This is a genomic window from Streptomyces sp. NPDC017225, assembly GCF_044331465.1.
Lineage (GTDB): Bacteria > Actinomycetota > Actinomycetes > Streptomycetales > Streptomycetaceae > Streptomyces.
On record NZ_JBIRNE010000014.1, the window covers coordinates 1 to 23,374 of the forward strand.

The following is a 23,374-nucleotide window of genomic DNA, read 5'->3' on the forward strand; positions in this document are numbered from 1 at the left end:
GCGGCGGGCCCCGGCCCCCCGGCGGGCGGGCGGGCGCGCCCGGCCTCCCCCCCCCCCCCGCGGCCGCGCCCCCCCCCCCCCCCCCCCCCCCCCCCCCCCCCCGCTCCAGGTTGGCGCTGTCGGAGGTCCGACGGCCCGTCAGACCTCCACGACGACGGGGAGGATCATCGGCCGGCGTCGGTACTGGTCCGAGACCCACTTGCCGAGCGTCCGGCGGACTAGCTGCTGGAGCTGGTGCGGCTCGACGACGCCGTCCTGCGCCGAGCGTTCCAGCACCTCGACGACCTTGGGGAGTACCGCGGCGAAGGCCGAGTCCTCGATGCCCGAGCCACGAGCCTGGACGTGCGGGCCACCGGTGATCTTGCCGGTGGACGAGTCGATGACCACGAAGACCGAGATGATGCCCTCGTCGCCGAGGATCTTGCGGTCCTTGAGGGCCGGCTCCCCCACGTCGCCGACCGAGAGGCCGTCGACGTACACGTAACCCGCCTGGACCTTGCCGGAGATCTTCGCCTTGCCCCCGACGAGGTCGACGACGACTCCGTCCTCGGCGATGACGATGCGGTCGTGCGGGACGCCGGTCAGGGCGCCCAGCTCGGCGTTGGCGCGCAGGTGGCGCCATTCGCCGTGGACCGGCATCAGGTTCCTGGGCCGGCAGATGTTGTAGAAGTACAGCAGCTCGCCGGCCGACGCGTGGCCCGAGACGTGGACCTTGGCGTTGCCCTTGTGGACGACGTTCGCGCCCCAGCGGGTCAGGCCGTTGATCACGCGGTACACCGCGTTCTCGTTGCCCGGGATGAGGGACGAGGCCAGGATCACCGTGTCGCCGTTGACGATGCGGATCTGGTGGTCCCGGTTGGCCATGCGGGACAGGGCGGCCATCGGTTCGCCCTGCGAGCCCGTGCAGACCAGGACCACTTCGCTGTCCGGCAGGTCGTCGAGCGTCTTGACGTCCACGACGAGGCCCGGCGGAACCTTCAGGTAGCCGAGGTCACGGGCGATGCCCATGTTGCGGACCATGGAACGGCCGACGAAGGCGACCCGGCGCCCGTACTCGTGCGCCGCGTCCAGGATCTGCTGGATGCGGTGGACGTGGCTGGCGAAGCTCGCCACGATGATCCGCTTGCGGGCGCCGGCGAAGACCTGGCGCAGGACGTTCGAGATGTCCCGCTCGGGCGGGACGAACCCGGGTACCTCGGCGTTCGTCGAGTCCGAGAGAAGGAGGTCGATGCCCTCCTCGCTCAGCCGCGCGAACGCGTGCAGGTCCGTGAGGCGGCCGTCCAGCGGGAGCTGGTCCATCTTGAAGTCGCCGGTGTGGACGGCCATGCCCGCGGGGGTGCGGATGGCGACGGCCAGGGCGTCCGGGATGGAGTGGTTGACCGCGACGAACTCGCAGTCGAAGGGGCCGATGCGCTCGCGGTGCCCCTCCGCCACCTCGAGGGTGTACGGGCGGATGCGGTGTTCCTGGAGCTTGGCCTCGATGAGCGCGAGGGTCAGCTTGGAGCCGATCAGCGGGATGTCCGGCTTCTCGCGGAGCAGGAAGGGGACGCCGCCGATGTGGTCCTCGTGACCATGGGTGAGGACGATGCCCTCGATGTCGTCGAGGCGGTCCCGGATGGACGTGAAGTCCGGCAGGATCAGGTCGATTCCGGGCTGCTCCTCCTCCGGGAAGAGAACCCCGCAGTCGACGATCAGCAGACGGCCCCCGTACTCGAAGACCGTCATGTTGCGGCCGATCTCGCCGAGGCCGCCAAGGGGTGTGACCCGCAGGCCACCCTTGGGGAGCGCCGGGGGACGGCCCAGTTCAGGATGCGGATGACTCAAAAGACTCTCCTCACCACACGCGCCACGTACCGGGGGGCACGTGGCGCGCGTGACGTTCGTGCGTAAGCAGTTGTCGTATGGATGGTGCGGGCACCGGTGGCCCGCTTATTCAGTTGTGAAGTCCGGTCGTACGGCCAGTGCCGCTTGCACGGCTCGTACGGATCATGCGGTGGCGCGGTCGTGCGAAGTCTGTTGTCAGAGCTGTACCCCGCCCGCGGCAAGATCGATCTTGAGCTGCTCGGTTTCCTCGGGCGTGAGGCCGACCATGGGCGCGCGCAGCGGTCCGGCGGGCAGTCCCAGGAGGGCGAGCGCGGCCTTGGTGGTCATGACGCCCTGGGTGCGGAACATACCGGTGAAGACCGGGAGCAGCTTCTGGTGGATCTCCAGTGCCTTCTGTACGTCGCCCGAGACGTGCGCGTCGACCATGGAGCGCAGTTCGGGGGTGACGACGTGGCCGACGACCGAGACGAAGCCGACCGCGCCCACGGAGAGCAGCGGCAGGTTCAGCATGTCGTCGCCGGAGTACCAGGCGAGACCGGAACGCGCGATGGCCCAGCTCGCACGGCCGAGGTCGCCCTTGGCGTCCTTGTTCGCGACGATCCGCGGGTGCTCCGCGAGGCGGACCAGCGTCTCGGTGTTGATCGGGACGCCGCTGCGGCCGGGGATGTCGTAGAGCATGACCGGCAGCTCGGCGGCGTCGGCGATGGCCGTGAAGTGCTGGTAGAGGCCCTCCTGCGGGGGCTTGTTGTAGTACGGCGTGACGAGCAGGAGGCCGTGTGCGCCGGTGCGCTCGGCGGCGCGGGCCAGCTCGATGCTGTGCTGGGTGTTGTTCGTGCCGACTCCGGCGACGACGTGTGCCCGGTCGCCGACGGCCTCCAGGACGGCTCGTACGAGGTCCGTTTTCTCCGCGTCGCTGGTGGTGGGGGACTCGCCCGTGGTGCCGTTGACGATCAGGCCGTCGTTGCCTGCGTCCACCAGGTGGGCGGCGAGCCGCTGCGCGCCGTCGAGGTCGAGTGCGCCGTCCGCCGTGAAGGGCGTGACCATGGCGGTGAGGACCCGCCCGAAGGGGGTCTGCGGAGTGGAGGTCGGAGCCATGGGTTACACGCTACTCGTTGCTCAGGGCGGGGTCTGCCCTCGGGGGAGGCGGCAGGCGGGACGAGGAGTGGAGCCCGGCACTGCCTGCTCGGGGGTTCAAGCAGTGCCGGGTCCCTTTGATCAGGCTAGATGAACTTCTCCAAATGCCGCAATACGGACACTTCGCGCGGCTGATGCGCACATCTGTGCCCGACCGGGCACCGAAGGCGCGTTACGGCGCCACGCGTCCGTTGGCGTTGAAGGCCGCGTGGGTGAGCGGCATGAGCCGTGCCCACTCCTCTTCCATCTTCTCGCCGACCATCTCGATCTCCCGCTGCGGGAAGGAGGGGACCTTGGCCAGCTCGTGCTGGGTGCGCAGGCCGAGGAAGTGCATCATCGAGCGCGCGTTGCAGGTGGCGTACATGGACGAGTACAGGCCGACGGGGAGTACCGCGCGGGCCACCTCGCGGGCGACGCCGGCGGCGAGCATCTCCTGGTACGTGCGGTAGGCCTGGCGGTAGGAGTCCTCCATCGACCGGCTCACCAGGTCGTGCTGCTCGGTGGTGCCCTCGACGAAGACGTACTTGCCCGGGCGGCCCTGCTGGACCAGCTTGCGGTCCTGACCCGGCACGTAGAAGACCGGCTGGAGCTCCCGGTAGCGGCCCGACTCCTCGTTGTAGGACCAGCCGACGCGGTGCCGCATGAACTCGCGGAAGACGAAGATCGGGGCGCTGATGAAGAAGGTCATCGAGTTGTGCTCGAACGGACTGCCGTGCCGGTCCCGCATGAGGTAGTTGATCAGGCCCTTCGAGCGCTCCGGGTCCTTCTTCAGCTCGTCCAGGGACTGCTCCCCGACGGTCGAGACACGGGCGGCGAACAGCACGTCGGAGTCGGTCGCGCTGCTCTTGACCAGTTCGACGGTGATGTCGCTGCGTAGGTCGATCTTGAAGTCGTCGGCGGGGGTGTCGGTCACGGGTGCAGGGCCTTCCCATCGTGTCGCTTGAGGCGAGGACACTCTACGGCTCGCCGGCCATCGGCCCGTCGAATGGGGCGTTCGGTGCGGTGCCGCGATGAATTCAGTGAAACAGGGCACCCGACGGGCTGTTCGTTCGTCTGTATGAGTAACAGCGAAACATTCATCCCTGAAGGGAGACGCAGCCTCCATGATCCGCCGGCGTGAACCCGTGCCGTTCGCCTTCGTCGCCGAAGCCGACAGGTTCCGCAGCAATGTCACACCCCCGCCGCGCGAGCGGGCGTCCTTCGGCCAGCTGGCCGGACGCTGGCTGCTCGGCCTCACCGTCGTCGCCGGGATAGTGGGTTCCCTGGTGATCGGGATGCCCGCGTTGTCGGCCGACCAGCCCGCCTCGCACAAGCAGCCGTCGCAGGCCTCCGACCGGCGCTGACGGCGTCGCGGAGCCGGTCCTGGCTCCATCCGGACCCCCGAGGGTGGTGACCGGGGACACAGGTCGGTAGCCTCACCGGGCACAGCCCACGCCATGGAACGAGTGAGGACCAGCCGTGCCCCTGTCCTTCCTGACGGCCGACCGCGCCTTCGACACCACCGACGATGTCGCGCTGCCGCACGACGACCGCGACCTCTGGCGCCGGCCCTACCGGCCGGGGCCGTGGCGCGTGGGGGTGGCGGCGTTGGTGCTGCTGCTCGCCTCGTTCGTGCTGTTCTCGGCGATCATCATCGCGGCGACGGACTCGCTGTCCGCCGCCGGTATGGTGTTCGGCGTCGCGGTGGTCATGATCGCCTGTGCCCTGCGGATGCTGCGCATGGGGGCGTGGGTGAGCGCGCACGGCGTGCGTCATGTGAGCTTCTTCAGCACGCGCACGATGGCCTGGCAGCAGGTCGCCAGCGTGCGCACGGTGCAGCAGCCGGTGCGCTGGCTCGGGCTGCCGCGCACGGTGCAGGGGCAGGCACTGCTCCTGGTCCGGCAGGGCCGGTCCGGGGAGACCGGGCCTCCGCTGCTGACCACGCACAACGCCGACTTCCTCGCGCGGGACGAGGCCTTCGACCGGGCTGCCGACGCCGTGGAGGCGTGGGCCGGGGAGTACCGGCGGGGCTGACGCGCGCCGACGCACGCCAAGGGCCCGGACCGCATCGCGGTCCGGGCCCTTGGCGTCCCGGTCCGCTCAGGCCGCCTCGACGTGTCCGCCGTCGTGCAGGGCGATCGCCCGCTGCATCGCCTTGCGGGCGCGCGGGGTGTCGCGGGCGTCGTGGTAGGCGACGGCGAGGCGGAACCAGCTCCGCCAGTCGCCGGGGGCGTCCTCCGTCTCGGCCTTGCGCAGGGCGAAGACCGCGTCGGCCGATTCCCGGTCGACGCGGCCGCTGGGGGTGCGTTTCAGCTCGTCGACGGGCAGTCCGCCCTCGGCGTCGAGCTCGGCGGCGAGCTGGTTGGCCTTGCGGACGAACTGGGTGTTCTTCCAGAGGAACCAGACGCCGATCACCGGCAGGATCAGCACCGCGACGCCGAAGGTCACGGTGAGCGGCGTGCCGGTGCCGATGAGCAGCACACCGCGGCTGCCGGCCAGGGCGAAGTAGAAGACCAGGACGGCGGCCGTGACGACGTAGGAGATTTTCGCGCGCATGAGGGTCAGGGCCTCAGTTCAGGTCCAGGAAGTGCTCCAGGCCGAAGGTGAGGCCCGGAGTGGTCACCACCCGGCGGGTGCCCAGCAGGATGCCGGGCATGAAGCTGCTGTGGTGCAGGGAGTCGTGCCGGACGGTGAGGGTCTCGCCCTCGCCGCCCAGCAGGACCTCCTGGTGGGCCAGCAGGCCGCGCAGCCGGATCGCGTGGACCGGGACCCCGTCGACGTTCGCGCCGCGGGCGCCGTCCAGGGCGGTGGCAGTGGCGTCGGGCGCCGGAGCGGCGCCTGCCTTCTGCCGGGCCGCCGCGATCAGCTGGGCGGTGCGGGTGGCGGTGCCGCTGGGGGCGTCGACCTTGTTCGGGTGGTGCAGCTCGACGACCTCGACGGACTCGAAGTACGGAGCTGCGAGCTGCGCGAACCGCATGGTGAGCACGGCGCCGATGGAGAAGTTGGGCGCGATGAGCACGCCCGTCTCCGGGGAGCCGTCGAGCCAGGCCGTCAGCTGTGCGAGGCGTTCGTCGGTCCAGCCGGTGGTACCGACGACGGCGTGGATGCCGTGGCGTACGCAGTAGTCGAGGTTGTCCATCACCGACGCGGGGGTGGTCAGCTCGACGGCGACCTGGGCGCCGGCCTCGGCCAGCGTGTCCAGGCTGTCGCCCCGGCCCAGGGCCGCGACCAGCTCCATGTCCTCGGCGGCCTCGACCGCCCGTACCGCCTCGGAGCCGATCCGGCCCCTGGCACCGAGGACGGCCACGCGCAGCTTGCTCATGTTGTGTTCGCTTCCTTACCGAGAAACCGGGAGTGTCAGGCGACGGCGTCGTGCAGCCGGGACGCCTGCTTGTCCTTCAGCGGGCCGATGACCGACAGCGAGGGCCGTCGTCCCAGGACGTCGCGGGCGACGGCACGGACGTCGTCCGGCGTGACCGAGGCTATCCGGGCCAGCATGTCGTCGACGGACATCTGCTCGCCCCAGCACAGCTCGCTCTTGCCGATACGGTTCATCAGCGCGCCGGTGTCCTCCAGGCCGAGGACCGTGGAGCCCCTCAGCTGGCCGACCGCGCGGCCGATCTCCTCGTCGGTGAGGCCGTGCTCGGCGACGTGGTCCAGTTCGTCGCGGCAGATCTTCAGGACGTCGTGCACCTGGGAGGGCCGGCAGCCCGCGTACACGCCGAAGAGGCCGCAGTCGGCGAAGCCGGAGGTGTACGAGTACACGCTGTAGGCGAGGCCGCGCTTCTCGCGGACCTCCTGGAAGAGGCGCGAGGACATGCCGCCGCCGAGAGCGGTGTTGAGGACGCCCATCGCCCAGCGGCGCTCGTCGGTGCGGGCCAGGCCCGGCATGCCGAGGATGACGTGGGCCTGCTCGGTCTTGCGGCCGACCAGCTCGACGCGGCCGGCGGTGCGGATCGTACGCGTCCCGTCGCGCGGGGCGATGGGCTCGGCCACCGGCTCCCGGAAGGCGCCGGCCTTCTCGAAGGCGGCGCGGACCTGGCGTACGACCTTGTTGTGGTCGACGTTGCCGGCCGCGGCGACCACGAGGTGTGTGGGGTCGTAGTGCTTCTTGTAGAAGCGGCGGATGCGGTCGGCGGTGAGGGCGTTGACCGTGTCGACGGTGCCGAGGACGGGGCGGCCGAGGGCGTTGTCGCCGAACATGGTGTGCGCGAACAGGTCGTGCACGCAGTCGCCGGCGTCGTCCTCGGTCATCGCGATCTCCTCGAGGATCGCGCCGCGCTCGACGTCGACGTCCTCCTCGCGGATCAGCGAGCCGGTCAGCATGTCGCAGACCACGTCGATGGCGAGCGGCAGGTCGGTGTCGAGTACGCGTGCGTAGTAGCACGTGTACTCCTTCGCCGTGAACGCGTTCATCTCGCCGCCGACCGCGTCGACGGCGGAGGAGATGTCCAGGGCGCTGCGCTCGCGGGTGCCCTTGAAGAGCAGGTGCTCCAGGTAGTGGGTGGCGCCGTTCAGGGCCGGGGTCTCGTCGCGGGAGCCGACGTGCGCCCAGATGCCGAAGGTCGCCGAGCGGACCGAGGGCAGGGTCTCGGTGACGATGCGCAGTCCGCCCGGGAGGGTGGTCTTGCGGACCGTGCCGATGCCGTGCTCGCCCTTGATCAGGGTTTGGGTACGGGCGACGGCCCGCGCCTCCGAGGAGGTGCGGGCCGTCGCCTTGGCGTTACGAGACGTCACTTGTCGGTGTCGTCCTTCTCCGCGGCGGAGCCGCTGGTGGATGCGGCGTCGTCGCCCTCTTCGCCCTCGACCACGGGGATCAGGGAGAGCTTGCCGCGGGAGTCGATCTCGGCGATCTCGACCTGGACCTTCTGGCCCACACCGAGGACGTCCTCGACGTTCTCCACGCGCTTGCCGCCGGCCAGCTTGCGGATCTGCGAGATGTGCAGCAGACCGTCCTTGCCGGGCAGCAGGGAGACGAACGCGCCGAAGGTGGTCGTCTTGACGACCGTACCCAGGTAGCGCTCGCCGACCTCGGGCATGGTCGGGTTGGCGATGCCGTTGATCGTGGCGCGGGCGGCCTCGGCCTGCGAGCCCTGGGCGGCACCGATGTAGATGGTGCCGTCGTCCTCGATCGTGATGTCGGCGCCCGTGTCCTCCTGGATCTGGTTGATCATCTTGCCCTTGGGGCCGATGACCTCACCGATCTTGTCGACGGGGATCTTCACGGTGATGATCCGCGGCGCGTTCGGGGACATCTCGTCCGGCGTGTCGATCGCTTCCATCATCACGTCGAGGATGTGGAGACGGGCGTCACGGGCCTGCTTGAGAGCGGCGGCCAGGACGGAGGCGGGGATGCCGTCCAGCTTGGTGTCGAGCTGGAGGGCGGTCACGAACTCCTTGGTGCCGGCGACCTTGAAGTCCATGTCGCCGAAGGCGTCCTCCGCACCGAGGATGTCGGTGAGGGCGACGTAGTGCGTCTCGCCCTTGATCTCCTGGGAGATCAGGCCCATGGCGATACCGGCGACGGGGGCCTTCAGCGGCACACCGGCGTTCAGCAGCGACATGGTGGAGGCGCAGACCGAGCCCATGGACGTCGAGCCGTTGGAGCCGAGAGCCTCGGACACCTGACGGATCGCGTACGGGAACTCCTCGCGCGTCGGCAGCACCGGCACGATGGCGCGCTCGGCGAGGGCGCCGTGGCCGATCTCGCGGCGCTTCGGGGAGCCGACGCGGCCGGTCTCGCCGACGGAGTACGGCGGGAAGTTGTAGTTGTGCATGTAGCGCTTGCGGGTCACCGGCGAGAGGGTGTCCAGCTGCTGCTCCATGCGGAGCATGTTGAGGGTGGTGACGCCCAGGATCTGCGTCTCGCCACGCTCGAACAGCGCGGAACCGTGCACGCGCGGGATGGCCTCGACCTCGGCGGCCAGGGTGCGGATGTCGGTGACACCGCGGCCGTCGATGCGCTTCTTCTCCTTGATGACGCGCTCCCGGACCAGGGACTTGGTCAGCGAGCGGTACGCGGCGGAGATCTCCTTCTCGCGGCCCTCGAACTCCGGCAGGAGCTTCTCGGCGGCGAGCGCCTTGACGCGGTCCAGCTCGGCCTCGCGCTCCTGCTTGCCGGCGATGGTGAGCGCCTGGCTGAGCTCGGGGCGGACGGCGGCGTCGAGCGCCTCGAGGACGTCGTCCTGGTGGTCCAGGAAGATCGGGAACTCGCCGGTCGGCTTGGCGGCCTTGGCGGCGAGGTCGGCCTGGGCGCGGCACAGCACCTTGATGAAGGGCTTCGCGGCGTCCAGACCGGCGGCGACGACCTCCTCGGTGGGCGCCTCGGCGCCGCCCTCGACCAGCTTGACGGTCTTCTCGGTGGCCTCGGCCTCGACCATCATGATCGCGACGTCGCCGTCCTCCAGGACGCGGCCCGCGACGACCATGTCGAAGACGGCGTCCTCGAGCTCGGTGTGCGTCGGGAAGGCCACCCACTGGCCGCGGATCAGCGCGACGCGGACGCCGCCGATCGGGCCGGAGAAGGGCAGGCCGGCCAGCTGCGTCGACGCGGAGGCGGCGTTGATCGCCACGACGTCGTACAGGTGGTCGGGGTTGAGGGCCATGATCGTGGCGACGACCTGGATCTCGTTGCGCAGGCCCTTCTTGAAGGACGGGCGCAGCGGGCGGTCGATCAGGCGGCAGGTGAGGACGGCGTCCTCGGACGGCCGGCCCTCACGGCGGAAGAAGCTGCCGGGGATCTTGCCGGCGGCGTACATCCGCTCCTCGACGTCCACCGTGAGGGGGAAGAAGTCGAGCTGGTCCTTGGGGTTCTTGGAGGCGCTGGTGGCCGACAGCACCATGGTGTCGTCGTCCAGGTACGCCACGGCGGAACCGGCGGCCTGCCTGGCCAGCCGGCCCGTCTCGAAGCGGATGGTGCGGGTGCCGAACGCGCCGTTGTCGATGACGGCCTCGGCGTAGTGGGTCTCGTTCTCCACTAGTGTTTTCTCCTCGTCTTCGTCCCTCCTCGCCCGTGTGGCGGGGGGACGGTGGCGGAGAAGCGCTCCGGGCAATGCGGGCCGGTCTTCGATCGAAGCACCCGGGGTCTGCCCCCGGGGGCCACTACCGAGGACCGGCGGCGGCTAGGCGCGCTTCTCCTCGTTTTCGTTCGTCGTGTCGTGCGTCGTGTACGTCGTGCGTCTTGTCTTCTGCTACCACACTACAAAGCGGCGGCGCCAGAGCGCACGTACAGCAAAGGGAGCGGCCCCCAACGGTGGGAACCGCTCCCTTCACGGTGTCTTACTTGGCGCCCGCCGCACCGCGGCGGATGCCGAGGCGCTCGACCAGCGCACGGAAGCGCTGGATGTCCTTCTTGGCGAGGTACTGCAGCAGCCGGCGGCGCTGGCCGACCAGGATCAGCAGACCACGACGGGAGTGGTGGTCGTGCTTGTGGGTCTTGAGGTGCTCGGTCAGGTCGGAGATCCGACGGGACAGCAGAGCGACCTGGACCTCGGGGGAGCCGGTGTCGCCCTCCTTGGTACCGAACTCGGTGATGATCTGCTTCTTCACTGCGGCGTCGAGCGACACTCGTACTCCTCGTTGGTCTGTGCATGCCCACCGAGTGCCCCCGGTCTACGTCTCGGGAGATCTTCCATGACTCGGAAGGCGAGGATCCGCCGGGCGCGTCCTCCAGAGCTCCTGGCTCCGGGGGTGCGTACACAAGCGGCCGTCACACAGCGTACCAGCCTGGAGTGGGCGCCCTTCCCGCAGCCCGGGAGGGTCGATCCGGGCCCGTCGTGGAGCCGTGCGCCACCCGCCCGGCGAATCCCCTGCCCGTCACCCAGGCCCCGTCGCGCCCGGAGGGGTCGGTGTGTCAAGAGGCCGACGGGGCCGTCACTCGTGCCGGGTACGCACATCGGCGAACCGCTGACCTGGAACAACGGCAGCAAGTAGGGTGGCCGCACAGTTCGTTGGACAGCAGGAAGGACCGCAGCCGCGATGGCCGACGCCGAGGACAAGGAACTCCGAGCGCGCAAGGAGCGGGAGAGGGACGAGCTCTACTCCCTCGACATCTCCGGCGTCGAATGGCACAGCGCGCCCGGCACCGAGGAGCACGAGGAACGGGTCGAGATCGCCTATCTCCCCGACGGCGCCGTGGCCATGAGGTCGTCGCTCGACCCGGACACCGTGCTGCGGTACACGGAGGCGGAGTGGCGGGCGTTCGTGCTCGGCGCCCGGGACGGCGAGTTCGACCTGGAGCCGGCGCGGCAGGACACTCAGGACCCCAAAGGCAGCGCCGAGTAGGGTGCGGGGCGGCACACCGCGTGCCGCCCGCCCGTCCCGGACGGCACGCCGCGTGGAACCGACACTCAGTTGCTGGTCATCGACCGCGCCGCGGCGTAGACGTCGAACACGGCGAGAGCCAGGGGAATCAGCGTCAGCAGCACGAACACCTCGGCGATCTCCACGAAGCGCCCCCAGAAGGGCGTTACACCACGACGAGGGATGATCAGGCCGACTGCGGTGACCAGAGCCACAGCTGCAGCGACCGCCGCCGCCAGCCACACGCTGCGGAGGTCCAGGGCGCTGGTGTCGCCCTTGAGCGCATCGTGCCAATACTCCACCGGCGGGTTCATCGCCAGGCCCAGGCCGAGAGAGACCAGGCAGGCCAGCCCCGCGACCAGTGTGGCAGCGACCTGGGCGGTGTAGCGGAACAGCTGGGCCCGCATCAACATCGCGATGCCGGTGGCGAGCGTCAGCAGTTGCGCCCACACATTGCCGGTGAACCCGAGGACGGCCGACGCGCCCACCGAGACCAGCGCGCAGCCGCCGACCAGTCCCGCGAGGAGCTCGTGGCCGCGACGGGCCTGGGCTGCGACGCGCGCGGCGTCCACGGGTTCCGGGGAGTCCGTCTCGTCCGCCGAGTAGGAGCCGCGTGGCCCGTTGGGCGGTTCGTAACCGATGGGCAGCCGCGCGAAGCGCAGGGACAGCCCCGGCAGGAACGCGAGAGCACACACCGAGAGAGGTGCGCAGACCGCGGCCGTCTCCATGGGCTTCAGGTGCGTCAGCATCGCCACGAACGTCGCGAGCAGACCGATCGCGGCGGCGAAGACGAATGCCACGAAGGGACTGTCGCCGCTAGGTGACACCAGGGTGAGGACCACGGAGGTGACCAGGACCGCCGCGCACGCCAGGAGGAACTGGAGCCGCCCGATGCCCTGCCCCTCGGCGAGCGGAACCAGTCCGGAGCCCGCCACGGCGATGTTCGGAAGAGCGCCCAGGCCGAGGGCGATCGCAGAGCCCCGGTCCTCGTACACGCGCGCTCGGACGCACGCGAAGGTGACGAGCAGGACGCCGGCAACTGCGGCGAGTATGCCCTGCAGGCTGTGCATGTCGTGGCGGACGTGGGAGTTCCAGGCCACGAACGCCAGCAGCACGGGGAGCACGCCCGCCCCCACCAGGCCGGCCACCCGCGTCAGCTCGCCGTCCCACAGCGTGCGGTCGTGGGCGACGGCGGAAGCGACCGCCTCCGAGACGTCGTCGAAGACGGCCGGGGGGAGCGAGTCGGCGAACGGACGCAGCGTGAGCAGTTCGCCGTCCAGGATGCGCTGCGCCGCGAAGGACCGGGCGCTGTCGAGGACGGTACCGTCACGGCGTACCAGGTGATAACCGACCGGAGCACCCTCGGTGGGACTCTGGCGGGAGAACCGCAGGATCTCCGGATACAGGTCGGCGACCGGCACGTCATCGGGCAGGGCCACGTCGATGCGGCTGTCTGGCGCCACGATCGTGACCCGGCAGAAGCCGAGCCCCGAACCCGCTGTGACCGGGTTTCCGGTGCCCGCGCCCGCTCCGGCTGTCACGCCGGTCGGCGCGGAGGCCGTCATGCTCACCCGCTGCTCCCCCTCGTAGGCGATGTCGGCAAGGTGCGGTACCGGCGCGCCCTGCCTCTCGGTAACGATCCTGCCCGGTTGTTCCGCGCCGCCCGTCACCGCTGCGTGGCGCGCGGGGTACTCCTGTCGAGCGTTGCATCGTCCACGAGGACCTGGAAGTCCCAAGCGGGTTCGCAACCGCTCACGCGTCCCGCAGGTACCCTACCGCCCGCCCCTGCCACGGTGTGTCAGTAGGATCGCTCTTCGCGATCGACGTACGCCGGGAGACTGGCGGCGGGCGGAACGAGTCGGGCCGGCAAGGGAATTGGTACGAAGTGAGCCATATCGTCGTCAAGCGCCCGCCCCGGGCACTGCCGGAGAACGTGCCCACGGAGGAGGTTCACCTGCAGCCACCGCCGGAGCTTCCGCGCGGGCAGCAGGAAGGCGCGTTGATGCAACTCCTGCCCATGCTCGGCATGGGCGGGTCCGTGGTGTTCTTCTTCAACCCCCAGGCCCAGCCCTTCATGAAGATCATGGGCATGGTGATGGTGGCGTCCACGATCGCCATGGGCATCGCGATGCTGGTTCGCTACCGCCGCGGCAACCAGGGCCAGCTGGCCGACATGCGCAGGGACTACCTCCGTTATCTGTCGCAGGCCAGGCGCGCCGCCCAGGAGACGGCGAAGGCTCAGCGTGACGCCCAGTACTACCTGCACCCCTCACCGGAGCAACTGTGGGCGCTGGTCGCGGAGGGTAGCCGGCTGTGGGAGCGGCGCTCGGGCGACGAGGACTTCGGCCAGGTGCGCGTGGGTCTCGGCCCGCAGGCCCTGGCCACCCCCCTGGTCCCGCCGGAGACCGCCCCGGTGGACGAGTTGGAGCCGCTGACCACCGGTGCCATGCATCGGTTCCTGGCCACGCACAGCACGCTTGAGGACCTTCCGATCGCGGTTTCGCTGCGGTCCTTCTACCACGTGACGATCAGCGGTGATCCGGTTTCCGTGCGCGGCACCGCCCGGGCCGTCACCGCCTCGCTCGCCGCGGTGCACTCTCCCGAGGACCTGGTGATCGGCATCGTTCTCGGGCGTGAATCGACGCCAGAATGGGAGTGGGTCAAATGGCTCCCCCACGTACAGGCCGACGGCAACTCGGACGGTGCGGGTTCACGGCGTCTGATCACGGCCGAGCCGACGGTCCTGGAGGAGTTGCTCGGCGCCCGTCTCGAGGGCCGCCCCAGGTTCCACCCGGACGGCCGGCCGGTGCCCGAGCAGCCGCACCTCGTCATCGTTCTCGACGGGATCTCCCTGCCGCCGACGTCGCTGCTGGCCAGTCCGGAGGGCCTGCAGGGGGTGACCGTGTTGGAGGTGGTTCCCGGCACTCTCACCACCGGACGTGGGGACCTCTCGCTCGTCGTACAGCCGAAGGAACTGCGTCTGGAATCGGCGCACGGGGCGGTCTACGAGGGTACGCCCGACCTCCTCTCCCAGGAGAGCGCGGAAGCCTTGGCCCGGCAGTTGGCACCGCTGCGCGTGGGAACGGGCGGGGACAACGACGAGCCTCTCCTCGCCAATCTGGAGTTCACCGATCTCCTCAACCTCGGCGACGCCGTTTCCATTGATCCACGTCGGACCTGGCGGCCCCGGTCCCAGTCCGAACGGCTCAGGGTGCCGATCGGTGTCGGCGAGGATGGCAGGCCCGTCATGCTCGACCTGAAGGAGGCTGCGCAGGAGGGCATGGGACCGCACGGCCTGTGCGTGGGTGCGACCGGCTCGGGAAAGTCGGAACTGCTGCGCACTCTGGTCCTCGGCCTGGCCGTGACCCACTCCTCCGAGACCCTCAACCTCGTACTCGCCGACTTCAAGGGCGGGGCGACGTTCGCCGGTATGGCGCAACTGCCCCACGTCGCCGCCGTGATCACCAACCTCGCGGACGACCTCACCCTGGTCGACCGAATGGGCGACTCGATCCGCGGTGAGCTCAACCGCCGTCAGGAGATGCTCCGCGACGCCGGCAACTACGCCAACATTCACGACTACGAGAAGGCCCGCGCGGCAGGCGCCGCCCTGCAGCCGATCCCCTCGCTCGTCCTGGTGATCGACGAGTTCAGCGAACTGCTCACGGCCAAACCCGATTTCATCGAGATGTTCGTGCAGATCGGCCGTATCGGTCGGTCGTTGGGTGTACATCTACTGCTCGCCTCGCAGCGGCTCGAAGAAGGGCGTCTGCGCGGACTGGAGACCTACCTTTCGTATCGGATCGGTCTCCGTACCTTCTCCGCCGCCGAGTCCCGGGCCGCGCTCGGTGTCCCGGACGCCTACGAGCTGCCGAACGTCCCCGGCTCCGGCTTCCTGAAGTTCGGCACGGACGAGATGGTGCGCTTCAAGGCCGCTTATGTCTCGGGCGTGTACCGCACAAGCGCACAGCAGACGGCATCCCTCGGCGGCCCGCTGCCGGTCGACCGGCGTCCCGTACTGTTCACCGCCGCAGAGGTGCCGGTGCGGTACGCGCCGGTGCCGCCGCAGCGGGAGGAGACTCCGGACGAATCCGACGACGCGCTCACCGACACCGTGCTCGACGTCGTCGTACGGCGTCTCGAGGCACAGGGTCCCAGCGCCCACCAGGTGTGGTTGCCTCCGCTGGACAGTCCGCCGTCGCTCGACGCGCTGCTGCCCGGCCTCGCCCAGGTGGCGGGGCGCGGCCTGACCCAGCCCGGCTATGAGGGCGCGGGGCGGCTCGTGGTGCCCGTTGGCATCGTCGACAAGCCGTACGAGCAACGACGGGACCCGCTGTGGGTGGACTTCGGAGGCGCGGCCGGCCACATGCAGATCCTTGGCGGCCCGCAGTCCGGCAAGTCGACGCTACTGCGCTCGCTCATCGCCTCCTTCGCGCTCACACACACCCCGCACGAGGTGCAGTTCTACGGGCTCGACTTCGGTGGCGGCGGTCTGTCGGCGGTGGCTGGCCTGCCACACGTCGGCGGCGTGGCCTCACGCCTCGACCCTGAGAAGGTACGGCGCACGGCGGCCGAAGTGTACGGCGTACTGACCCGCCGTGAGGAGTATTTCCGTACGGCCGGCATCTCCTCGATCGCGGAGTTCCGTGCCCGCCGTGCGCGAGGCGACATCTCGGTGACCGACCAGCCTTGGGGCGACGTGTTCCTGGCGATCGACGGCTGGGGGAACTTCCGTGCGGACTACGAGGCGCTGGAGTCGATCGTGCTTGACATCGCGGCACGCGGTCTCGGCTACGGCATCCACCTGGTCCTCACCGCGTCCCGCTCCATGGAGGTCCGGGGCAATCTCAAGGACCTGCTGATGAACCGTCTCGAGCTTCGGCTCGGCGACTCCATGGACTCCGAGTTCGACCGCAAGGTCGCGGCGACCGTGCCTACGGGTGTGCCCGGGCGAGGCCAGACCCCGCAGAAGCAGCACTTCATGGCGGCGGTCCCGCGCATGGACGGGCTGTCCTCCGACACTGACCTGGCTGAGGCCACGCAGGCACTCGCGGCCGAGGTCACCCGGCACTGGCAGCAGCCGGGCGCGCCCGCGGTGCGGCTGCTGCCGCGCGAGTTCCCGGTGCGTCAACTTCCGCCCGGCGACCGGTTCCCCCGGCGCGGCGTGTCGTTCGCACTCGACGAGGACGCCCTCGAACCGGTGTTCGTGGACTTCGACCAGGACCCGTTCTTCCTGGTCTTCGGCGAGAGCGAGTCCGGCAAGTCGAACATGCTCAAGGTGCTCATCCAGCGGCTCACCGAGCGCTACGACGGCAACTCCTGCAAGCTGTTCGTCATCGACAACCGCCGTTCCCTGCTGGGGGTGACCCCGCCGTCGCATCTGGCCGAGTACGTGCCCATGTCGAATCAGATGCAGCACCACATGGACGCGCTGGTCGAGTTGATGCAGCGTCGTACACCGACGGCCGACGTCACGCCGGAACAGCTGCGCGACCGGAGTTGGTGGCAGGGGCCGACGGTCTACGTCGTCATCGACGACTACGACCTGGTGGCCACGTCCAGCGGCAATCCGCTGGCAGGACTGACCGAACTCCTGCCCTTCGCCCGGGACGTCGGTGTGCGCTTCATCATCGCCCGCTCCACCGCGGGCGCGGGCCGCGCCGGTTACGAGGCCTTCATGCAGCGCCTCAAGGAACTCGGCGCCCAGGGCATCGTTCTCAGCGGCGATCCGGCAGAGGGCGACCTGCTGGGCGGGGTGCGCCCCCGCCCGATGCCGCCGGGGCGGGGCGTGTTCGTGTCACGACGGCGGGGGAAGCCGTTGGTTCAGGTGGGGTTGGTGGACGACGTCTGAAGTCGTCGGCTGGGGCCTTCCGCACGTCGTCGGAAGGCCCCAGCCCGTTCAGAAGCAGGTGAGCGCGAAGACCGAGCTGTCGCTCAGGTAGAAAGCTCGGTTCCCGTCGGCGGCCATGCGCACCCTGTACTCGAACATCGGCACCGTGGTGGACCTCCAGGCCCGCTCCCCCTCGGCCACCGTGGCGACACCGACGATGAGCTGGTCCTCCTTAATGTCGTCCGGCAGGATCGACCAGACGCCGTGGCCCTGTACCAGTAGGGGGCTGGCGACGAAGGCATCGAATCGTCCCCGCCAGACCAGCTCACCATTGCTCTTCTTCAGGCGTCTGGGGAACATGCCGCCAACGGCGTACACCGCCTCCCCGGCAACCACTGGATGTCCCCACTCGTCTGCGGCGGCCTCGTCCTCGCCGAGCTTCGCACTCCAGACCAGTTTCCCGTCGCTGATACGGCGCGCGTCCAGTGTTCTGCCGTTGAGGTACACGGTGTCGCCCGCGACGGCGGGGCGGACCGAGACACTGGCACCGTCGCGGCGGCGCCACGCCGGACGGCCGTCGCTCGTGCTCACGACGAGAACGTTGCCGTCCGTCGTCGGGAGTACCAGTCGGCCCTGCCCGACGACGGCGTGCTCGTTCAGCTTCTTCACGAAGTCGCCGGGGAGCTCGACCGTCCACCCCACCTTCGCGTCCGCACGCCGGACACTGCGCAGCCGCTCGTCCTCGGTGAGGACGTACACAGCCTCTTCGTCGGCGGCGAGCAGCCGCTTGGCCCGGGCCCCGGCGCACGTCCATCGTGTCTCCCCGGTGGACGGCACGTAGGTGTGAAGTCCGCCCTTGCCGTCGGCACCCACCACCAACCGGTCCGAGAGCGACAGGTAGCCCCGCTTCGGCTGGACGACCGGGGCGCTCCAGCGCTGAGTACCGTCCCTGACGTCGTACGCGACGACGCCACCGCTCGCGGCACCGAAGACGATGACGTCGCGCACGGGCAGCAGGGTCGGTGAGAAGACGTCCGCCTCATCCGTCAGGGACCAGATCGGTGCCGGGCTGCCCAGGTAGGACGACTTCTCGCGAAGAGGGCTGAGCGGTTCTTGAGGCGTCGCGACAGCGGGTGGGATGTCGAACGGGTCGGCCTTCCTGGCCCGGGGGGCAGGCTTATCCTCCCGGCTATCGAGCCACCAGGCCGTCGCGCCGCCGCCGGCGGCCAGGACGGCGCCTGACGCGGCGAGCCCGGTGATCAGGCGTCGCCGTGTGACAGATGTGGTCTGTTCTTCGCCGGACGGCAGCGCTTGGCCGATCAACGCGCGCGTGTCGGCCTCGCGCTGCTTGATCCCGCCGGCGAGGCTACCCCTTCGCCAGGCACGGGCGGCGCCCTTCGGCACAGCCATGGCTTGCGCGATCTGTCCGGGGGTCGGGCGCGCGGCCGGGTCCTTGGCCAGGAGGGGAACGATGAGATCCAGCAACCGGGGTTCGATGCCCTCGACCAGTGGCTCGCCGTGGACGACTCGGTACTGGAGTTCCGCCACGTGTCCGCCGTCGAACGCCCGTCGGCCAGTGGCCGCGTACACGAGCACCGCCCCCAGCGAGAACACGTCGGCCGACGGGGTGACGCGCTGCCCAAGTACCTGTTCCGGCGCCCCGTATCCCGGGGTGACGGGCACCTGGCCGGTGCTGGTGAGGGTGAGTCCGTGCTCGGGCCGGGCGATACCGAAGTCGATGACGCGCGGCCCGTTGGACGTCAGGACGATGTTGGGAGGCTTCAGGTCGCGGTGGATGAAGCCCGCGGTGTGGATGTCACTAAGGGTACGGGCGAGGGACGCGGCCAGGGCCCTCAGGGCGGTTTCATCCAGCGGGCCGTAGGTGTCGACCGCGTGATCGAGGGTCAGTCCGGCGAGGAACTCGGTGGCGATCCATGGCCGCGCGCCTTCCGTCCTCGCCCCGAGCACTGCCGCCACACCCGGGCTGCGTACGGCCTGCGCGGCCAGGGCCTCCCGTACGAAACGCTGGGCGAGGTGGGCGTCGTGCGCGAGTTCGGGGCGCAGCACTTTGATGGCTGCCAGGTCTCCGGCACCGTCCTGGCCCGTGTAGACCTTTCCCATGCCGCCCTCGCCGAGGACGCCGAGCAGGCGATAGGGGCCAAGGCGGATCGGGTCTCCGGTACCGAGGGGTTCCATGTTTGGTCTTTCTGCCGAGGGGCGACTCGAGGAACTTCCTTGTGGGCCGGGTCGGCTAGCTGAGCTTGTAGGCGGCCAGGCGGTCAGCGTCCACGGCGAGGATCAGTCCGGCCTGCGGGTCCTCGTGGAACTGCTCACCGTTCGTCTTGTAAGTCAGCTCGGTGGTGTGGGACGGCAGGCCCACCGCCCGTAGGTGGACACCGTTCCGGTAGTACGCGTGGCGGTCACCGACGAGGGGGCGCCAGTCGGTGTACACCCCTGACGTCTGATCCGTCCTCTCGGTCCAGAGCTCCTTGCCCCGCTCTGTGTCTACCGCTGTGATCCCGGTGTTCTCGGCGACGGCGTACAGCACGCCGTCCTTCACGGTCGGCGGACCGTATCCACGCTTCTGTTCGGTCGCCCAGACTTGTGCCCCGTCGGTGAGCCGAAGCGCCTTCAGGCGGGCACCTCCGACGTAAAGGTGCTGCCGGTCGACAGCCATCTCGCTGCGCAGGGGCTCGGGGTCCTCGGTGTCGTGGGGCTTGTCCCAGAGGGTGGCTCCGGTGCGGGTGTCGCGGACCACGATTCGTACTGCCTTGTCCTCCGCCTCCTGGAACATCACCAACCGTGTGCCCACGACCTTTGCGGCGAGGAAATGCAGACGGGTACTCCCATCCGGCCTTTTCGGCAGGGGCTGTTTCCAGAGGGTCTTTCCGGTGGTGAGGTCCGCGGCACGCAACGTCCATGTCTGCGAGGCGCGGAAGTCGCCCGTTTTGGACTCCCCTTGGCCCACCGCGACGTACGCGATGTTCTCGACGATGCCGAGCAACTGGTTGCCGCGGAGGTCGAACGCGGTGTCCTCGAAGTACGTACCGGTCGGTTTCACATACTTCTGTTCTTCGTCATAGACGGCTACCTCGACCGGGAAGGGCTTGCTCGTGCTGTGCTCGAAGTCGGCCGAGAGCTCATAGATCCGGTCCGCGACGGCTGTCATCTGCCACCACTCTCCCGGGCCCACGAGCAACTCCTGCCGTCTGCCCGTGGCGGAGGAGAGGCGCACGGTCTGAGCGTGCATGGCGAGGTCGATGTGCCCGTTGGCCGAGTGGGGAATGATCAGCCCCCAGCCCTCCATCATCATCATGCCGGACCGCTCGGACAGCCACAGTGGTTCGAGATTGCGTGTCTCACGTGGCCGCGCACTCGGCTTCCGCCGACTGGCGCCTTCTCGTTGCCACCACAGTGACCCGGCCGCGCCCACGCCGCCCACGGCCAGTGCCCCGCCCAACGCCAGGAAGCGCCTACGCGACGGCGAGCGCCCCGGACCGCCGGGTGCCTCCGGTGGCATGTCCGGTATCGCCGGTGGAGCCGAACGCTGCGGCACCAGCTGCCATACGTCGGCCGCCCGCCGCCCGATGTCCGCGAGCAGGACGTCAGGCAGATGTTCGGCGAACTCCCCTGACCCGTCGTGGAGTCGAGCAGCCAGCTCCTCGGTGCGCGGCCGCTCGTCCGGTGCTTTGGCCAGGCACTCGGCCAGCACATGCGCCAGCGACGCCGGCACGCCGTCGACGTCTGCTTCCGTGTAGCGGACCCGGTAAAGTAGATCCGCCGCCTGTCCGTGCCCGAACGGGGCACGCCCTGTAGCCGCGAACACCAGCACTCCGGCGAGCGCGAACACGTCGCCGGCCGGGCCGTGTTCCTGTCCCGTCGCCTGCTCCGGTGACATGAACGCCGGAGTGCCCACGGCAGCACCGGCGCGCGTGAGGCGATCGTCGCCGATCGCCCGCGCGATGCCGAAGTCGATGAGCTTCGGCCCGTACCCGGCGATGAGGATATTGGACGGCTTGAGGTCACGATGCACGATGTCCGAGCGGTGCAACTGGCTGAGCGCCGCACACAGCGCGGCCCCAAGGGCCCGCACGGAATTCTCCGGCAAGGGCCCCGCGATTCCCACAGCCTCGTCGAGTGACGGCCCGAGGACGTATTCGGTGGCCATCCAGGGCGTCTCCGCCAGAGGGTCCGCGTCCATCACCCGGGCGCCGAACCGGTCGCCGATGATCCGGGCGGCATCGACCTCCAGCCGGAAGCGGGTACGGGCGGCGGGATCCGCTGCGATGGCCGCGTGCATGGTCTTGAGCGCGACCGTTCGCCCACCGGCCGAGCGCGCCACGTACACGGTTCCCATGCCGCCGCTGCCGAGCCGGGCGACAAGCCGGTAGGGACCGAAGGCGATCGGATCGTCGTGGGTGAGTGCAGTCGGCATGGGTTCTCGTTGTCGAAGTCAGGTGAGGCGGGGTTGGCAATGTCGACACGGGTGAGGCACAGGACTACGTCGCCGGCGCCAGTTCCGCGGCCAGCACGGACGCCGACTGGTGGGCGATGCCGGCTACCACCCGAGCGGGCAGCCATCCAGGGCCGAGCAAGGCCCCGGCGCGTGTGGCGGGACCGATCTGCGCGGAGCCGAGGGGCGCGGCGCCCTCCACCAGTTCCTCGATCATCTCCAGGGGTGAGGGACGCTGTGCCGGGTCTCTCGCCAGACACCGACCGACCAGTGGCCGCAGAAAGGAAGGCAGCTCCTCCCGTTCCGGCACCGTGTATCCCGTCGCGGCATAGGCGAGCGTCGCGCCCAACGCGTAGATGTCACCCAGCGGCCGGGGCTTCCCGCCCGCCGCCTGCTCCGGCGGCAGGCTGCCGGAGTCCAGCCCCGGTGCCTCACGACGCGGGACATCGTCCGGTACGGCGGCTCGCGCTGCTCCGTAGCACGTGAGCCGAGGTCCGTCCGTGGCGATCAGCACCGAGGACGGAGACACTCCCGCGTGAGTGATGTTCTGCCCGTGCAGCACGGCGAGGGTTTCGACCAGGGCCACTGCGAGTGCCTTGACGGTTCGCTCTGGCAGGGGGCGGCCGTGTAGTGCCAGCACAGTGGGCAGGGGTAGAGCGGGTACGTACCGATGAGCCACCCACGCCTCCCCACCGGGAGCGGCGATGTCGACGACCGGCAGGACCCAGGGCCCCAGAAGGTAACGGGAAAACTCGGCCTCGGCCAGAAAAGGCCGCGCTTCGACCGTGGCCAGGGGCTTGCTGAGCAGAACCGTGCGTTCGCCGTCGGCGCTACGTGCGACGAAACGCTCCATCGATACGGGAGCGGCGGTGGCGGAACTGTGAATATCGAGCCGGGTGAGAGCCCTGTAGGGACAGGACGACGGCAGCACGCCGCTTCCGATGCCTCTCATGTGCTTCCTTGTCTCTCATTCCCGGTCTCTTGCTTGTGACCGCTTCGGACAGCAGCAGGGTGGGCGTCTCCCGCGCACGCCCACCCTCGTTACTGCCGCTCTCCTGCCGCCGTGGCTACTGCAGGTACCTGGACGCCGCCAGGTCGCCCTCCATGTAGGTACCGCCGGACTGACCCACGACGCGGCCGATACCCATCAGGGCCTGGTGGATGTCGCTGGCTTCCTTGTCCCAGCGCCCCAGCTTCTCGTCGAACGTGCCCTGGGCCTTGCCCGCCCAGTACTGCTTGCTGTTGAGCACCATCTGACGGAGCTGCTGGATGTCCTCGTCGAGCAACTTCGCCTCGTTGGCGATGTTGGTCGCCGCGAAGTCAAGTCCGTCGTACGTTACCTGCAGACCGTCCGCGTTACGGCTCATCCCTGCCTACCTCGTTTCCTTCAGCTGTGGCTGCTGTCGACACCGACGTCCCCGTTCCGGCCCGTCGATGCCCCGACTCAATGCCTGGAAAGCCGCTCGTGTCAGTACGAATTGAGCGCGGACGCGCCATCGTGAACATTGATCTTGTTCACGGCTGCGCGGACTTCGTCTTCCTTGCTGTCCTTGATGTTGCGCGTCGCGGTCATCGCCTCGACGACGTCCCCGAGGATGCGGCCCATGTTCTGCAGCGACGTGTTGATCTCGTACTGCTTCGTGTCGAACGCGGCACGGCCGATGCCCTGCCACTGACCCTCAAGGCTGTCGATCACGCCCTGCAGGTTGTGCACCCGCTTCCGGATGCTCTCGAACTTCTCGTACATGTCCTTCTGCAGCTTGACTACCGCTGCATCTTCGAGCTTCTGGTCGACGGCCATGATCCGCCCCTGCCCTCCCTGTTCCTTCTCTGATACGGCACCGACGACGCCG

18 protein-coding genes are annotated in these 23,374 nt (G+C 69.4%); 4 read left to right on the forward strand and 14 right to left on the reverse strand.

All coding sequences use genetic code 11. The annotated features are described in order from the left end of the window. Window positions 1–138: 138 nt before the first annotated feature. The 3 genes from ACH4NX_RS26915 to thyX all read right to left on the reverse strand — a co-directional run bounded on the left by ACH4NX_RS26915 (window position 139) and on the right by thyX (window position 3,871). On the reverse strand, window positions 139–1,824 hold the full coding sequence (locus ACH4NX_RS26915) for a ribonuclease J (protein ID WP_351400498.1): 1,686 nt from the start codon (window positions 1,822–1,824) through the stop codon (window positions 139–141). Between the two features lie 195 nt (window positions 1,825–2,019). Next, a complete protein-coding gene (dapA, locus tag ACH4NX_RS26920) occupies window positions 2,020–2,919 on the reverse strand; it encodes a 4-hydroxy-tetrahydrodipicolinate synthase (RefSeq protein WP_398128989.1) in 900 nt (299 codons plus the stop codon). Window positions 2,920–3,130: 211 nt separating this feature from the next. Continuing rightward, on the reverse strand, window positions 3,131–3,871 hold the full coding sequence (gene thyX, locus ACH4NX_RS26925) for an FAD-dependent thymidylate synthase (protein ID WP_351400500.1): 741 nt from the start codon (window positions 3,869–3,871) through the stop codon (window positions 3,131–3,133). 190 nt (window positions 3,872–4,061) lie between these two features. Between thyX and ACH4NX_RS26930 the strand changes: the two genes are divergently transcribed. Continuing rightward, window positions 4,062–4,301 (forward strand): hypothetical protein, encoded by a 240-nt coding sequence (locus tag ACH4NX_RS26930; protein WP_279565693.1) that lies wholly within the window; start codon window positions 4,062–4,064, stop codon window positions 4,299–4,301. A gap of 115 nt (window positions 4,302–4,416) precedes the next feature. Further along, window positions 4,417–4,971, forward strand: a complete 555-nt coding sequence (locus ACH4NX_RS26935; protein WP_351400501.1) for a hypothetical protein — start codon at window positions 4,417–4,419, stop codon at window positions 4,969–4,971. Between the two features lie 66 nt (window positions 4,972–5,037). On the opposite strand, the gene ACH4NX_RS26940 is transcribed toward ACH4NX_RS26935, so the two are convergent. From ACH4NX_RS26940 to rpsO, 5 genes are all read right to left on the reverse strand, one after another. Further along, window positions 5,038–5,493, reverse strand: coding sequence for a hypothetical protein (locus tag ACH4NX_RS26940; RefSeq protein WP_351400502.1), 456 nt, complete (start codon window positions 5,491–5,493; stop codon window positions 5,038–5,040). A 13-nt stretch (window positions 5,494–5,506) separates the two neighbouring features. Then, window positions 5,507–6,259, reverse strand: coding sequence for a 4-hydroxy-tetrahydrodipicolinate reductase (dapB, locus tag ACH4NX_RS26945; protein WP_351400503.1), 753 nt, complete (start codon window positions 6,257–6,259; stop codon window positions 5,507–5,509). A gap of 35 nt (window positions 6,260–6,294) precedes the next feature. After that, on the reverse strand, window positions 6,295–7,674 hold the full coding sequence (locus ACH4NX_RS26950) for a pitrilysin family protein (protein ID WP_351400504.1): 1,380 nt from the start codon (window positions 7,672–7,674) through the stop codon (window positions 6,295–6,297). Continuing rightward, window positions 7,671–9,914, reverse strand: a complete 2,244-nt coding sequence (locus tag ACH4NX_RS26955; RefSeq protein WP_351400505.1) for a polyribonucleotide nucleotidyltransferase — start codon at window positions 9,912–9,914, stop codon at window positions 7,671–7,673. Before ACH4NX_RS26955 ends, ACH4NX_RS26950 begins: the two co-directional genes overlap by 4 nt. A 301-nt stretch (window positions 9,915–10,215) precedes the next feature. Further along, window positions 10,216–10,503: a 30S ribosomal protein S15 gene (gene rpsO, locus ACH4NX_RS26960; RefSeq protein WP_019330982.1), complete on the reverse strand. Its 288-nt coding sequence runs from the start codon at window positions 10,501–10,503 to the stop codon at window positions 10,216–10,218. 411 nt (window positions 10,504–10,914) lie between these two features. On the opposite strand from rpsO, the gene ACH4NX_RS26965 reads away from it, so the two are divergent. Beyond that, window positions 10,915–11,220 carry a DUF397 domain-containing protein gene (locus ACH4NX_RS26965; RefSeq protein WP_398128990.1) on the forward strand — a complete coding sequence of 102 codons (306 nt, stop codon included), beginning with the start codon at window positions 10,915–10,917 and terminating at the stop codon, window positions 11,218–11,220. Window positions 11,221–11,285: 65 nt separating this feature from the next. On the opposite strand, the gene eccD is transcribed toward ACH4NX_RS26965, so the two are convergent. Continuing rightward, window positions 11,286–12,803 (reverse strand): type VII secretion integral membrane protein EccD, encoded by a 1,518-nt coding sequence (gene eccD / locus ACH4NX_RS26970; protein ID WP_398129059.1) that lies wholly within the window; start codon window positions 12,801–12,803, stop codon window positions 11,286–11,288. A 320-nt stretch (window positions 12,804–13,123) separates the two neighbouring features. Between eccD and eccCa the strand changes: the two genes are divergently transcribed. Next, complete coding sequence (eccCa, locus tag ACH4NX_RS26975) at window positions 13,124–17,089, forward strand: type VII secretion protein EccCa (protein ID WP_398128991.1); 3,966 nt, start codon at window positions 13,124–13,126, stop codon at window positions 17,087–17,089. Window positions 17,090–17,137: 48 nt separating this feature from the next. Here eccCa and ACH4NX_RS26980 read toward each other — a convergent pair whose 3' ends face one another. The 5 genes from ACH4NX_RS26980 to ACH4NX_RS27000 form a co-directional block, all read right to left on the reverse strand. Further along, the gene (locus ACH4NX_RS26980; RefSeq protein ID WP_398128992.1) at window positions 17,138–19,264 is read right to left on the reverse strand and encodes a serine/threonine-protein kinase; all 2,127 of its coding nucleotides are present in this window, start codon (window positions 19,262–19,264) and stop codon (window positions 17,138–17,140) included. Between the two features lie 55 nt (window positions 19,265–19,319). Beyond that, complete coding sequence (locus tag ACH4NX_RS26985) at window positions 19,320–21,503, reverse strand: protein kinase (protein WP_398128993.1); 2,184 nt, start codon at window positions 21,501–21,503, stop codon at window positions 19,320–19,322. 64 nt (window positions 21,504–21,567) lie between these two features. Then, window positions 21,568–22,473, reverse strand: a complete 906-nt coding sequence (locus tag ACH4NX_RS26990; protein WP_398128994.1) for a serine/threonine protein kinase — start codon at window positions 22,471–22,473, stop codon at window positions 21,568–21,570. A 115-nt stretch (window positions 22,474–22,588) separates the two neighbouring features. After that, window positions 22,589–22,888, reverse strand: a complete 300-nt coding sequence (locus tag ACH4NX_RS26995; protein ID WP_345595724.1) for a WXG100 family type VII secretion target — start codon at window positions 22,886–22,888, stop codon at window positions 22,589–22,591. Between the two features lie 101 nt (window positions 22,889–22,989). Next, entirely contained in the window at window positions 22,990–23,322 is a 333-nt protein-coding gene (locus ACH4NX_RS27000; protein ID WP_398128995.1) for a WXG100 family type VII secretion target, read from the reverse strand. Window positions 23,323–23,374: the final 52 nt, after the last annotated feature.

What these genes read in the sequence shown, in the direction of transcription:
- dapA (WP_398128989.1), bottom strand. Translation starts at nt 2,919, where the DNA reads ATGGCTCCGACCTCCACTCCGCAGACCCCCTTCGGGCGGGTCCTCACC.
- ACH4NX_RS26930 (WP_279565693.1), top strand. Translation starts at nt 4,062, where the DNA reads ATGATCCGCCGGCGTGAACCCGTGCCGTTCGCCTTCGTCGCCGAAGCC.
- ACH4NX_RS26940 (WP_351400502.1), bottom strand. Translation starts at nt 5,493, where the DNA reads ATGCGCGCGAAAATCTCCTACGTCGTCACGGCCGCCGTCCTGGTCTTC.
- dapB (WP_351400503.1), bottom strand. Translation starts at nt 6,259, where the DNA reads ATGAGCAAGCTGCGCGTGGCCGTCCTCGGTGCCAGGGGCCGGATCGGC.
- ACH4NX_RS26965 (WP_398128990.1), top strand. Translation starts at nt 10,915, where the DNA reads ATGGCCGACGCCGAGGACAAGGAACTCCGAGCGCGCAAGGAGCGGGAG.
- eccD (WP_398129059.1), bottom strand. Translation starts at nt 12,803, where the DNA reads ATGACGGCCTCCGCGCCGACCGGCGTGACAGCCGGAGCGGGCGCGGGC.
- ACH4NX_RS26980 (WP_398128992.1), bottom strand. Translation starts at nt 19,264, where the DNA reads ATGGAACCCCTCGGTACCGGAGACCCGATCCGCCTTGGCCCCTATCGC.
- ACH4NX_RS26985 (WP_398128993.1), bottom strand. Translation starts at nt 21,503, where the DNA reads ATGCCGACTGCACTCACCCACGACGATCCGATCGCCTTCGGTCCCTAC.
- ACH4NX_RS26990 (WP_398128994.1), bottom strand. Translation starts at nt 22,473, where the DNA reads ATGAGAGGCATCGGAAGCGGCGTGCTGCCGTCGTCCTGTCCCTACAGG.
- ACH4NX_RS26995 (WP_345595724.1), bottom strand. Translation starts at nt 22,888, where the DNA reads ATGAGCCGTAACGCGGACGGTCTGCAGGTAACGTACGACGGACTTGAC.
- ACH4NX_RS27000 (WP_398128995.1), bottom strand. Translation starts at nt 23,322, where the DNA reads ATGGCCGTCGACCAGAAGCTCGAAGATGCAGCGGTAGTCAAGCTGCAG.